At 69.9% G+C, this 13,346-nt stretch carries 7 protein-coding genes; 3 read left to right on the forward strand and 4 right to left on the reverse strand.

What is annotated here, in order from left to right:
• The first annotated feature begins 200 nt into the window (after window positions 1–200).
• Both LIG30_RS17995 and hmpA read left to right on the forward strand, forming a co-directional pair.
• Window positions 201–752 carry a cob(I)yrinic acid a,c-diamide adenosyltransferase gene (locus LIG30_RS17995; protein ID WP_038714107.1) on the forward strand — a complete coding sequence of 184 codons (552 nt, stop codon included), beginning with the start codon at window positions 201–203 and terminating at the stop codon, window positions 750–752.
• 168 nt (window positions 753–920) lie between these two features.
• Window positions 921–2,129: an NO-inducible flavohemoprotein gene (gene hmpA / locus LIG30_RS18000; protein ID WP_038714109.1), complete on the forward strand. Its 1,209-nt coding sequence runs from the start codon at window positions 921–923 to the stop codon at window positions 2,127–2,129.
• 117 nt (window positions 2,130–2,246) lie between these two features.
• Here hmpA and aroG read toward each other — a convergent pair whose 3' ends face one another.
• The 4 genes from aroG to LIG30_RS18020 all read right to left on the reverse strand — a co-directional run bounded on the left by aroG (window position 2,247) and on the right by LIG30_RS18020 (window position 10,326).
• The gene (gene aroG, locus LIG30_RS18005) at window positions 2,247–3,320 is read right to left on the reverse strand and encodes a 3-deoxy-7-phosphoheptulonate synthase AroG (protein WP_038714111.1); all 1,074 of its coding nucleotides are present in this window, start codon (window positions 3,318–3,320) and stop codon (window positions 2,247–2,249) included.
• 387 nt (window positions 3,321–3,707) lie between these two features.
• Window positions 3,708–5,174 (reverse strand): metalloprotease TldD, encoded by a 1,467-nt coding sequence (gene tldD, locus LIG30_RS18010; RefSeq protein WP_038714112.1) that lies wholly within the window; start codon window positions 5,172–5,174, stop codon window positions 3,708–3,710.
• Window positions 5,175–5,257: 83 nt separating this feature from the next.
• The gene (locus LIG30_RS18015; RefSeq protein ID WP_038714118.1) at window positions 5,258–6,085 is read right to left on the reverse strand and encodes a carbon-nitrogen hydrolase family protein; all 828 of its coding nucleotides are present in this window, start codon (window positions 6,083–6,085) and stop codon (window positions 5,258–5,260) included.
• 41 nt (window positions 6,086–6,126) lie between these two features.
• The gene (locus LIG30_RS18020; RefSeq protein ID WP_038714114.1) at window positions 6,127–10,326 is read right to left on the reverse strand and encodes a YhdP family phospholipid transporter; all 4,200 of its coding nucleotides are present in this window, start codon (window positions 10,324–10,326) and stop codon (window positions 6,127–6,129) included.
• A 181-nt stretch (window positions 10,327–10,507) separates the two neighbouring features.
• Here LIG30_RS18020 and glnE point away from each other — a divergent pair, with 181 nt between their 5' ends.
• Window positions 10,508–13,294, forward strand: a complete 2,787-nt coding sequence (gene glnE / locus LIG30_RS18025; RefSeq protein WP_038714116.1) for a bifunctional [glutamate--ammonia ligase]-adenylyl-L-tyrosine phosphorylase/[glutamate--ammonia-ligase] adenylyltransferase — start codon at window positions 10,508–10,510, stop codon at window positions 13,292–13,294.
• Window positions 13,295–13,346: the final 52 nt, after the last annotated feature.

The following is a 13,346-nucleotide window of genomic DNA, read 5'->3' on the forward strand; positions in this document are numbered from 1 at the left end:
GTTTTGGCCGGCGGGGTGGGGTAATTCACGCAGGTCTCCAAAGTCCCATACAAAGTTCGATCGCTTGTATTGCGGGTACCGCGTCGGCGCGGTTTGGCCCATTCTACGCTGTAACGACCGCGGCGAAGCGTGCGCCGGCCTGCGATAATCGCCGTCGACGACAACGGGCCGCGACACGGCCGCGCATGAGAGGAACGGGCATGGGACACCGCTTGAGCAAGATCGCGACGCGCACCGGAGACGACGGCACGACCGGGCTCGGCGACGGACGGCGCGTCGGCAAGGACGATGCGCGGATTGCCGCGATCGGCGACGTCGACGAACTGAACTCGCAACTCGGCGTGCTGCTCGCCGAGCCGCTGCCCGGCGACGTGCGCGACGCACTCGTCACGATCCAGCACGACCTGTTCGATCTCGGTGGCGAGCTGTGCATCCCCGGCCACACGGTGCTGGACGACACGCATCTCGCGCGGCTCGACGGCTGGCTCGCCGCGTACAACGCGACGCTGCCGCCGCTTGCGGAGTTCATCCTGCCGGGCGGCTCGCGCGGCGCGGGACTCGCGCACGTGTGCCGCGCCGTGTGCCGCCGCGCGGAGCGATCGATCGTCGCGCTCGGCCGCCACGAAACGCTCAACGATGCGCCGCGCCGCTACGTGAACCGGCTGTCCGACCTGCTGTTCGTGCTGGCGCGCGTGCTGAACCGCGCGGCGGGCGGCGCGGACGTGCTGTGGGAGCGCGGACGCGCGCGGTGACGCGGTGCGGCGAGTGAGCGGGCGAGCGACGGCCGCGCGTGCGCGGCCGGGCTCCGCAGCCGGCGCCTCCAGGTAAAACCGATCCCGTTAATGACCTGCGACAATTTGTCTAGGGTGATGCCCGGGGTTAAAGATGTATCGTACGTGCATGTTTAACGGAGAGCACACATGACCCAACTCACCGCCGACCAGATGGCCCGTGTGAAGGCCACCGCCCCTGTTCTTGCCGAGCACGGCGCGACGATCACGAAGCATTTCTACCAACGCATGTTCGGCCGGCATCCCGAGCTGAAGAACCTGTTCAACCAGACCCACCAGGCAACCGGCAACCAGCCCGAAACGCTTGCGCGCGCCGTCTACGCCTATGCGGCGAACATCGACAATCTGGGTGTGCTGGGCGGCGCGGTGGCGCACATCGCGCACAAGCATGCCAGCCTGAACATCCGTCCGGAGCATTACCCGATCGTCGGCGAGAACCTGCTCGCATCGATCGTCGAAGTGCTCGGCGACGCGGTCGATTCCGACACCCTCGAAGCATGGCGCGTCGCGTACGGCCAGCTCGCGCAGATCCTGATCGGCGCCGAGGCGGACCTGTATGCGGGTGCAGCATGGAGCGGCTTCCGCCCGTTCAAGGTGGCGCGCAAGGTGCGCGAGAGCGACGAGATCACGTCGTTCTACCTGACGCCGGCCGACGGGGGCGCGGCGCCGATGTTCAAGCCGGGCCAGTATGCGACGGTCAAGCGCTTCGTCGGCGAGCTGGGCGTCGATCAGCCCCGCCAGTACAGCCTGTCGGACGCGCCGAACGGCAAGTGGCTGCGCATCTCCGTGAAGCGCGAGTCGGGCAAGGCCGAGACGGTTCCGGCCGGCAAGGTGTCGACGCTGATGCATGACGGCGTCGAGGAAGGCTCGATCGTCGAAGTCACCGCGCCGATGGGCGAGTTCTCGCTCAAGCGCGACGTCGACACGCCGGTCGTGCTGATCTCCGGCGGCGTCGGCATCACGCCGATGGTGTCGATGGCGTCGACGCTCATCGCCGAAGGCAGCAAGCGCGAAGTGCGCTTCGTCCACGCCTGCCGGTCGGGTGCGGTGCACGCGTTCCGCGACTGGCTCAACGATGCGGTGAGCACGCACCCGAACATGAAGCGCACGGTGGTGTACGAGCTGGTCGGCCCGAACGACCGCGCGGGCGTCGATCACGATCTCGAAGGGCGTCTCACGCCGGCCCGCATCGAGCAGTACGCGCTGGTGCCGGATGCCGACTACTACATCTGCGGCCCGGTCGCGTTCATGACGGCGCAGCGTGACGCGCTTGTCGCGCTGGGCGTCGCGCCGGAGCGCGTGAACACCGAGATCTTCGGTTCCGGCATGCTCGGCTGACGCGTTAGCGTTCCCCACCCCCAAAGAACGGGAAAGCCCGGCACGAATGTGCCGGGCTTTTCTCTTTTTGGCGATGACGCGAAGCCGGGCGGGACGGCCCGCCCGGCTTCGGCGCGGTCAGTTGCCGCTGCCGCGCGCGACGCGCCGCGCCTTCACGGCTTCGGCGAGACCTTCGAGCACCTTGACGCTGTCGTCCCAGTCGATGCACGCATCGGTGATGCTCTGGCCGTAGGTCAGCGGGCAGCCTTCCTTCAGGTCCTGACGGCCCGCGACGAGGTGCGACTCGACCATCACGCCGACGATCCGCTCGTCGCCCGCCGCGATCTGGCGGCCGATGTCCGCGCACACCGGAATCTGGTTCTCGTGCTTCTTCGAGCTGTTCGCGTGGCTCGCGTCGATCATCAGGCGCGCGGCGAGGCCGGACTTGCCGATGTCCGCGCATGCGGCGTTCACGCTGTCCGCGTCGTAATTCGGCGCCTTGCCGCCGCGCAGGATCACGTGGCAGTCCTCGTTGCCTGCCGTCGACACGATCGCCGAATGGCCGCCCTTCGTCACGGACAGGAAGTGGTGCGGCTGCGACGCGGCCTTGATCGCGTCGACCGCGATCTTCACGTTGCCGTCGGTGCCGTTCTTGAAGCCGACCGGGCACGACAGCCCCGACGCCAGCTCGCGGTGCACCTGCGATTCGGTCGTGCGCGCGCCGATCGCGCCCCACGAGATCAGGTCCGCGAGGTATTGCGGGCTGATCATGTCGAGGTACTCGGTCCCGGCGGGCAGGCCCATCTCGTTGATCTGCAGCAGCAGCTCGCGCGCGGTCCGCAGGCCTTCGTTGATCTTGAAGCTGTTGTCGAGGTGCGGATCGTTGATGAGACCCTTCCAGCCCACCGTCGTGCGCGGTTTCTCGAAGTACACGCGCATCACGATTTCGAGTTCGTTGGCGAAGCGCTCGCGCTCCTTGACGAGACGGCCCGCGTATTCGAGCGCCGCCTTCGTGTCGTGGATCGAGCACGGCCCGATCACGACGATCAGCCGGTCTTCCATTCCGTGCAGGATCCGGTGCATCGCCTGGCGCGCGTTGTAGATCAGTTCGGACGCAGTTTCGGAACACGCGAATTCGCGGATCAGGTGAGCGGGCGGCGTCAGCTCCTTGAGCTCTCGAATGCGAACGTCGTCGGTATTGTGCGGGGGCATGCTGGTTCTCCTGTTCGGTAGGCCGTCGGTTCAGTGCGGCAGATTCATCAATTCAAGCAATTCAGTCGATTCGGTCGCGGCTGCGGGATCGCGGCAGCGGGGACCGGTTGGCGAGGGGCGAAAAAAAACCGCCGGGTTCGCCGGCGGTTTTTTCGGGAATTTCGTTTGCGCTTTACGCGCCATCAACCCTCTCGATCCGCCAGCGGTCTGAGATACCAAAAAAAGTAAAAATAAAACTTGGCGGACATGACGGGATGTGGATTCGTCAAAAAGGTGATTCGGAATTTATACCCGGTCGGGACGCGGCTGGCAATCCTGATTCCTCAAAAATGCGGAAAATCCGCGCGCTTTTTGCAAATTGCGCGGATTACCTGCGCCGCGATACGGTTATGCCGTACCACCGACCGTCATCTTGTCGATCCGGAGCGTCGGCTGGCCGACCCCGACCGGCACGCTCTGGCCTTCCTTGCCGCACACCCCGACGCCGGAATCGAGCGACATGTCGTTGCCGATCATGCTCACGTACTTGAGGGATTCCGGGCCGCTGCCGATCAGCGTCGCACCCTTGACCGGATACGAAAGCCGGCCGTTTTCGATCATGTACGCCTCGGACGCCGAGAACACGAACTTGCCGCTGGTGATGTCGACCTGGCCGCCGCCGAAGTTGACCGCGTACAGGCCGTGCTTCACCGACGCGATGATCTCCTGCGGGTCCTTGTCGCCGTTGAGCATGTAGGTGTTGGTCATGCGCGGCATCGGCAGCGCCGCATACGACTCGCGCCGCGCGTTGCCGGTCACCGGCATCTTCATCAGCCGCGCGTTCAGCGTGTCCTGCATGTAGCCGGTGAGAATGCCGTCCTCGATCAGCGTCGTGCACTGGGTCGGATTGCCTTCGTCGTCGATGTTGAGCGAGCCGCGGCGGTTCGGCAGCGTGCCGTCGTCGACGACCGTCACGCCCCTGGCCGCGACCTGCTCGCCGATGCGTCCGGCGAACGCCGACGAGCCCTTGCGGTTGAAGTCGCCTTCGAGGCCGTGGCCGATCGCCTCGTGCAGCAGCACGCCCGGCCAGCCCGGCCCGAGCACGACCGTCATCGCGCCGGCCGGAGCGGGGCGGGCGTCGAGGTTGACGAGCGCCGCATGCACCGCGTCGTCGACGTAGCGCGACAGCACGTCGTCGGTGAAGTAGCCGTAATCGAAGCGGCCGCCGCCGCCGCCGCTGCCGATCTCGCGGCGGCCGTTCTGCTCGGCGATCACCGTCACCGACACGCGCACGAGCGGGCGGATGTCCGCCGCGAGCGCGCCGTCGCTGCGCGCGACCAGCACGACGTCGTATTCGCCGGCGAGGCCCGCCATCACCTGCGTGATGCGCGGGTCGCGGCTGCGCGCCATCTGCTCGATGCGCTCGAGCAGCTTGACCTTCGCGGTCGCGTCGAGCGATGCGAGCGGATCGGACGGCAGATACAGGTCGCGCCCCGAAATGCCTTTCAGCGACGAGGCCGCCTTCACCTTCTGGCGGCCGCCGCCCGCGGCAGCGATCGCCTTGGTCGCGGCCGCCGCCTGTGCGATCGCGTCCGGCGACAGGTCGTCCGAATACGCGAACGCGGTGCGGTCGCCCGCCACCGCGCGCACGCCGACGCCCTGGTCGATGCTGAAGCTGCCCGACTTGACGATCCCTTCCTCGAGGCTCCACGCCTCGCTGCGGGTCGCCTGGAAGTACAGGTCCGCATAGTCGACGCGATGCGTGAAGATGTCGGCGATCGTGCGCGTCAGCAACGCCTCGTCGAGGCCGTACGGCGTCAGGAGGATGTCCTTCGCGAGCGCCAGGTTGCGGATGCCGGGTTCGATGATGTTCATGCGGATATCGGGAAATCTCAAAAAGTTATCGGGTGCGCTCTGACGGCAGATGGGTTGTCCGCGCCGGGGTTCAAGGGGGCCGCTCAGGCCAGCACGCGGTGCCGCCACGCGGGCAGGCTCTGGCGCACGTCGGCGATGCGCTGCGGATCGAGTGTGCCGATCACGACGCTCGCGCCTTCGGCGCGTTCCGCGACGATTTCGCCCCACGGGTCGATCAGCATGCTGTGACCCCAGGTGCGGCGGCCGTTCTCGTGCTTGCCGCCCTGCGCGGCCGCGAGCACGTAGCACTGGTTCTCGACCGCTCGCGCACGCAGCAGCGTCTCCCAGTGCGCGCGGCCGGTGGTGTAGGTGAACGCCGACGGCACGACGATCAGCGCGCAGTCGCCCATCCTGCGGTACAGCTCCGGAAAGCGCAGATCGTAGCAGACCGACAGCCCGACCCGGCCGAACGGCGCATCGAACGTGACGACCGTGTCGCCCGGGCGGATCGTGCGCGCCTCGTCGAACGAGTCGCTGCCCTTCTCGAAATTGAACAGGTGAATCTTGTCGTAGCGGGCGGCCTCGCGGCCCGACGGGTCGAACACGAGCGTCGTGTTCAGCACGCGGTCCGGCTCCGGCGCTTTCAGCGGCAGCGTGCCGCCGATCACCCAGATGCCGTGGCGGCTGGCCGCCTCGGCGAGAAAGCGCTGGATCGGGCCGTCGCGGTAAGCCTCGGCGAGCGCGAGCTTGTCGGTTTCGTGATGGCCCATGAAACAGAAATATTCGGGCAGCAGCACCAGCTCGGCGCCGTCGCCGGCCGCTTCCGCGATCAGGCGGCGGGCTTCGGCGAGATTGCGGGCGACGTCCGGCGTGCTCACCATCTGCAGCGCGGCGACGCGGACGGGCTTGGCGGGAAGGGCGGGGTCGGTCATCGCGGAATCGATCGTCATAAAGAGGGTGTGTCCCGTGCTGCTCAATGGCTTGCCGTGTCGGCCGGGGCGTGATTCATCTTACCCTGATCGCCCCGCACCCGCTCGATGTGCGGGTGCGCCCACGAGCCGGTGATCCGGTAGTCGAGCGCGAACGCATGCCGGAGCGTCTGCGACAGCGCGAGGTCGGCCGCCAGCACGCCGACGCCGAGCAGCGGGTTGATGATCGCGGCCGCGATCGCGGCCGTGCCCGCGCCGATCTTCGGCGCGACGTGCGCGCGCAGGTCCTGGGTCTCGGCGCCGAGATCGACGGCGCCGTTGACCGTGACCTTCGCGGGTGGGGTCGTCATCTCGAAGTCGTTGATCCGGGCGATGCCGTTGGCGATCTGGCCGGTGCCGGTGATCTTCTCGAACGGCAGCCCCTTGCCGATCACGTCGCGGAAGTCCAGCGTCACGAAGCGCGCCAGGCTTTGCAGGCTCAGCACGCCGAGCAGCTTCGCCGCGCCCGGATCGACCTTGAGGATCTTGCCGTGCGCGATGTCGAGCGCGAGCTGGCCGTGGAGCGTCGGGTAATCGAGCGTCGTCGGGCCGCCGTGCCACGCGACCCGGCCGGTCAGCGTGCCGTGGCCGCTTTCGACCGTGCGCGGCAGGCCGACGCGGTCAAGCAGCGCGCCGGCATCGGCGATGTCGAGCTTGAAGTCGAACACGGTGCGGCGCGGCGCGGCGGCATCGTCGAGGCCGAGCGCGGCCGCGCGGCGCGGCGCGCGCCAGTTCGCGGTCGCGGTGAGCCTGGCCGCCGGGTTCGACAGTTCCAGCCTGTCGAGCTGCCAGACCGGGACACCGTCCTCGTCGAGGTTGTGCGCGTTGACTTCGAGGCGGCCGATGTCGTGGCCGCGCGCGACGACCTGGTCGACGACCAGGTCGACCGACGGCATCGCGCGGTCGGCCGGCACCGGCAGGTCGATCGCGCGGCCGACGAGGTCGTGCTCGGCGCTTTGCGGGATCACCAGCTTCGCGAGCCGCGCGTTGAGCACGCCCGCGCCGTTCAGGCCGCCGCCCGGCGCCCACGACAGATAGCCCGACACCTGGTTCGACGCGATGTTCGCCTGCCACAGGTCGTCGACGTGCGACGCGCCGACGATCACGTTCTCCCAGTTGCGCTTGAGCAGTTTCAGCGTGCCGAAGTGGAACGCGAAGCGCTTCGGCGCGAAGCTCGCCAGATCGACGTGCGCGGCGCTCGCCGGCGTCTCGTCGGCGTGCTTCGGCTCGCGCAGCGATTTCGCGAGCGCGAGCCACGCGTCGGCGTCCAGCTCGTCGGCGTCGACCGCCGCGCTGACGCCTTCCTGCGGCAGCTCGGGCATCCGGTGCAGGCCCATCGCGCCGCGCACCGCGCGCAGCGGCGCGCCGCGCGTCGCGTCGAGCAGGTAGCTCGCCGTGAGCGGCCCGAACTGCAGATCCGCGTGCTCGAGGCGCTCGCCGGTTTCCTGCGGCGCCGGCTTCAGCGTGAAGCTGAACGGCATCGCCGCGCCGGCGGGCTTGGCGAACGGTGCCGGAAAGTCGAGCGCCACGCCGGTCAGGTCCGAGTGCGCCGTGATCTCCGGCAGGCGGCCTGGCGCGCCGCGCACGGCGATCCGGTACGGCGCGTCGCCGACGACCCGCTGCAGCAGCGCCGCGGCCGTGCCGTGCAGGTTCAGGCCGCGCGTGGCATCGAGCGCGATCCGGCCGTCGACGTCGAACGCATACGGGCCGTGCTCGACCGCGCTGCCGGACGCATGCACCGGGCCGCCGAGGAAACGCGCGCTGATGTCCTGCAGCGACGCGCTGCCGTGCGTGAAGTGGATGCTGCCGCGCAGCGCCGACAGCGGCGGCACGCCGTCCGTCGTCAGCGTGTTGCCGCCGAACGCGAGGGTGCCGTCGATGCCGACGTGCGGATGCGGCACGTGTTGCGGAATCGTCAGCTTCAGCGCGAGCGCTGCCGGCCCTTGCGCGTCGATCCGGTCGCCGACGTAGCCGTTCATCCCGGCGAGGGTGCTGTGGTTCGCGTAGTCGAGCAGGTCCGCGAGCGGGCCGTGCCCGCGACCGTCGATCACCAGCGGGGAGTCGGTCGGATGGCCGAGATCCGCGATCCGGCCGCTCACCCGGGTCAGCGCGAAGCGCTTGTAGTGCGCGCGGTCGATGTCGAAGCGCAGCCGGTTCTGCGCCATCTCGAACACGCCGTCGATCCCTTCGAGCGCCGGCCAGACGTTCGGCTTGCCGTTCGCGAGCGTGCGCGGCGGGTAAGGCGTCGGTTCGAACTGGCCGCCGGTGAACGGCGCGACGATGTGGAACACGCCCGCGTCCGGATTGTGCTCGTACGGGAAGCTCTCGAGCGGGCCGCGCGCGACGATCGACGCGCCCTTGGTGACTTGCCCCGCCTGCAGCGCGTGGCCGAGATAGTGGCGCAGGTGCTCGGACATGCCGGTCGGCAGGTAGCGCGGGATGCTGGCAACCGCCGCGCGCGCGAAATCGGCGCGCAGGTCGAGCGAGCCGCGGCCGTGGCCGGGGTTCGTGTAGCTGCCCGACACCGCGATCTCGGCATCGGGGTTTGCGACGAGGAAGTCGGGCACCGTCACCTCGACGCGCGCGTGCTTCTCGCCGGGGGCGGGCGTGACGGTCCATTTCGCGTTGCCGCGCAGCCGGTCGAAGGTGAGCCGCGGCACGTCGAATTCGCCCGGCACCGTGACCGCCGCGTTGACAGTGTCGAAGCGGGCGGCGCCGCCGGTCTCGTTCGCGTCGACGTGGCCCCACAGATTCTCGACGCCGGGCCAGCCGGCGCGCGGATGGCCGTGCGCGGACAGGCCGGGCGGCGGCTCCTGCGCGGCGAAGCTGATGCCTTGCAGGTCGCCGAGGAAGCGGTAGTGGACGACGGGCGCCGTGCCGCTGCGCCGTTCCTCTTCCGCGAGTTCCGCGCGCGCCGGCTTCGCGCGCTCGACCGCGATCTGATAGTTCGCGACCATCCCGCGCGGGTCGATGCGCACCAGTTCGTTGCGAAAGTGCGCGGGCAGCGGCAGCGCGCGCACGAACTCGCCGAGGATGCCGAGATCGACCCGGTCGCCGGCCACGCTGAAGAGTTGCCCCTGGTCGGCGGCCGGCACCCGGTAGCGCGCGGTGAGCGTCGACAGCGACAGCGCGCGGGCGAGCGGCGTGCCGTCCGGCAGCGGCGGCTGGCCCAGCTCCGCGCGCAGGCGCGACAGGTGCAGCGTGTAGTCGCGGCCCGTGTCCATCGTCATGTCCCAGCCGAAGCGGGCGAACGGCATGTCGAGGCGCGGCTGGGTCGGCCGCACCCGCAGCGCGACATCGGCGCCCTGCAGGTCGCCGCCTGCCGAGCGCAGCCGGCCGTTGACGAAGCTCGCCCAGATTGCGTTGTCGATCCGGCCCTCGTACATCGTGAGCGGCATCGTCACGTAGCGGGCGAGGGTCGGCAGGTCGACGGGGCCGGTCGACAGGTATGCGTCGCCGGTCCAGTTCGACGGCTTGCCGATCCGCCCGAGCGGGTTGTGCGTGAAACGGGCGCGGAAATCGAGCGGGCCGAGCAGCAGCGTGCCGTTGGCGGGCGCCTGCAGCGCGAGCCGGTGGACGTGGGCGTCGTTGAGCACCGCGAGCCGGATGCCGGACAGCGCCAGTTCAGGCGCGTCGTGTTTCGCGTCGTACCAGCGCAGCGTGCCGCCGCGCAGCACGATGGCTTCCTGCTTGAGCAGCCAGGTGCTGAACGTGTCGTCGCCGCTGCGGGTGGTCGGCACGTTGACGCCGGCAACGTACAGCGTGCCGTCCGCGTTGCGCTGCACCAGCAGGTCCGGCTCGTCGACGATCAGGCTCGACAGCGCGGGCGACAGGCGCGCGAGCGACGCCCACGACAGCGCGGCGCGCGCATGCGGCACCGACAGCGCGAGCCGGCCGTCGCGCCCGCGGATCGTCAGGTGGGTGACCTCGACGCCCGGCTGCATCCCGGACCAGTGCGGGGAGAGCTTGCCGATCGACAGCTGCGCGTGGAGCTTCGCGGACACGAAGCGCTCGATGCGCGGCCGGAATTCGTCGATGCGCGGCAGCACCACGTAGCGCAACCCGAGGACCGCCCCGGACGCGACGAAGTACGCCCCCAGCGCAACCCCCAGCGTCACTTTGAACACGCGGCGCAGAACCGGATGATCGTGCTTGGGAGGGCCCGCTTCGGGTGCTGCTACGGCGGAATCCTGGCGGTCGGACATGCGGCGAACGGGCGGCGATATGGTAGTTTTGCGAACTGACGTTGAAATGTATCACACGGGTTCGTGCCCGCGGCCGCGATGACGGCGCGGCACGGGCTTCCCGGCGCGCGGCGAGGCGGCGGGTGCGGTCCGGCCGCGCCGCCGCGCCGCGCGTGTTCCTCGCGCTTGAGCCCGCCTCTCGATGACCGACGCTTCCGCACTCTCCTGCACGTCCTACTCCCATTACCTCGCGCGCGCCGCCGCCGCGCGCCCGGCGCTCGCCGCGCAGATCGCCGCGTGGGCGGCCGCGCCGCTGTCGCGCGCGCAGCTCGACGCGCGGCTCACCGCGCTGCTCGCGGTGCCGCAAGGCGCGCCGGCGCCGACCGAGGACGCGCTCAAGCGCGCGCTGCGGCAACTGCGCGCCGAGGCGTTCGGCGCGGTGGCCGAGCGCGACCTGCGCGGGCTGGCCGACGTGGCCGAGGTCACGGGCGCGATGACGGATCTGGCCGAGGTCGCGGTGCAGCGCTCGCTCGCGTTCCTGTCGGCCGAGCTCGATGCGCTGTACGGCGAGCCGCGCGGCGCGGACGGCGAGCGGCTCGCGCTCGGCGTGGTCGGGATGGGCAAGCTCGGCGGGCGCGAACTGAACGTGTCGTCCGACATCGACCTGATCTTCGTCTATGAGGACGACGGCGAGACGGCGGGCGGCAGCCGCGCAGCGCTGTCGACGCAGGAGTATTTCACGCGGCTCGGCCGGCGGCTGATCGGCGTGCTGTCCGAGGTGACCGCCGACGGCTACGTGTTCCGCGTCGACATGCGGCTGCGCCCGAACGGCGATTCGGGGCCGCTCGTCTGCAGCCTCGGCATGCTGGAGGAATACTTCTACGTGCAGGGCCGCGAATGGGAGCGCTACGCGTGGATCAAGGGCCGTCTCGTGTCGGAAGGCGACAGCGACGCGGCACAGCGGCTCGCGACGCAGCTCGACGCGATCGTCAAGCCGTTCGTCTACCGGCGCTATCTCGATTTCGGCGTGATCGGCGCGATCCGCTCGCTGCACCAGCAGATCCGCCAGGAGGCGCAGCGCCGCGCGTCGATGCGGCCGGACAAGGCCGACGACATCAAGCTCGGGCGCGGCGGGATTCGCGAGATCGAGTTCAGCGCGCAGGTGTTCCAGCTGATCCGCGGCGGCCAGGATGCGGGCTTCCGGGTGCGGCCCACGCTTGCCGTGCTGCGTCACGCGCAGTCGCGCGGGCTGATCGCCGACGACGTGGCGGCGCGCCTCGCCGACGCATACGGGTTCCTGCGCACGCTCGAACACCGTCTGCAGTACCGCAACGACGCGCAGACGCACGCGATGCCCGTCGACGACGACGAGCGCGCGTCGCTCGCGGCGTCGCTCGGCTTTGCCGACTATCCGGCGCTGATGACGGCGCTCGATGCGCATCGCGCGTTCGTCGAGGCGCAGTTCGACCAGATCTTCGCCGACAAGGTGGGCGGCGAGCACGGCTGCGGCGCCGCCGAGGACGGCGCGGCCGCGTGGATCTGGAGCGGCGCGCTCGCCGACGACGGCGCGGACGACGCGCTGATGGCCCGTCTCGACGGGCTCGGCTTCGGCGACTCGGAAGCGGTGCTGACGCGGCTGCGCGCGATCTGGCAGTCGTCGCGCTACACCGGCCTGCCGGAAAAGAGCCGGCAGCGCTTCGACAGCGTCGCGCAGCGCGCGCTCGAGGCCGCGCCGCAGATCGACGCCGCGCGCCGCGACGACACGATCGTGCGGCTGTTCGACCTGCTGGAGACGGTGAGCCGGCGTGGCGTCTACCTGGCGCTGCTGACCGAGTACCCGGCGGCGCTCGACCGCGTGCTGTCGGTGCTCGGCGCGACGCGCTGGGGCGGCGGCTACCTGATCCGCCACCCGCAGCTGCTCGACGAGCTGCTCGACGACGAGGCGATTGCGAGCCCGTTCGACTGGCCGGCGTTCAAGGCCGCGCTGCGCGCGCGCCTCGCGGCGGCCGACGGCCCCGAGCAGCAGATGGATCTGCTGCGCCACGCGCAGCACGCCGAGGTGTTCCGCATCCTGCTGATCGACCTGGCGGGCCAGCTGTCCGTCGAGCACGTGAGCGACCGCCTGTCGGAACTGGCCGACGCGGTGCTCGACGTGACGATCGAGGTTGTCTGGTCGCAGCTTGCGAAGCGCCACCGCGACGTGCCGCGCTTCTCGGTGATCGCGTACGGCAAGCTGGGCGGCAAGGAGCTCGGCTACGCGTCGGATCTCGACCTGATCTTCCTGTACGACGATCCGGACGAGCGCGCGGCGGACGTCTACACGACCTTCACGCGGCGGCTCATCACGTGGCTCACGACGGCGACCGGCGCGGGCGCGCTGTTCGACATCGACCTGCGGCTGCGCCCGAACGGCGAAGCGGGGCTGCTCGTCACCGATCTCGACACGTTCCGCCGCTACCAGCTGCGCGAGGGCGACGCGGCCAACACCGCGTGGGTCTGGGAGCACCAGGCGCTGACCCGCGCGCGCTACAGCGCGGGCGACGCGCAGATCGGCGCGGCGTTCGAGGCGATCCGCCACCAGGTGCTGACGATGCCGCGCGAGGCCGCCGGGCTGGCGAAGGAGATCGTCGACATGCGCGAGAAGGTGTCCGCCGGCCATCCGAACCACGGCGAGCTGTTCGACCTGAAGCACGACCGGGGCGGGATGGTGGACATCGAGTTCATCGTCCAGTACTGGGTGCTGCTGCATGCGTCGCGCGATCCCGAGCTGATTCGCAATACCGGCAACATCGCGCTGCTGCGCGAGGTCGCGCGCTTCGGGCTGATGAGCGAGGCGGAAGCGGAGCGGGTCGGCGCGGCGTACCGGACCTATCGCAAGATGCAGCACAAGCTGCGGCTCGACGGGATGGAGAAGGCGCGGGTCGACCCGGCGAAGGTCGCCGACGAGCGGGCGGCCGTGGCCGCGCTGTGGGAGCGGGTGTTCGGCTGAACGGCGGGGCGTCGGCGCATCGACGCTGGAGGCCCGAAGCCCGAAGCCCGAA

The sequence above is a fragment of the Burkholderia sp. lig30 genome (assembly GCF_000687455.2).
In the GTDB taxonomy this organism is placed as follows: domain Bacteria; phylum Pseudomonadota; class Gammaproteobacteria; order Burkholderiales; family Burkholderiaceae; genus Burkholderia.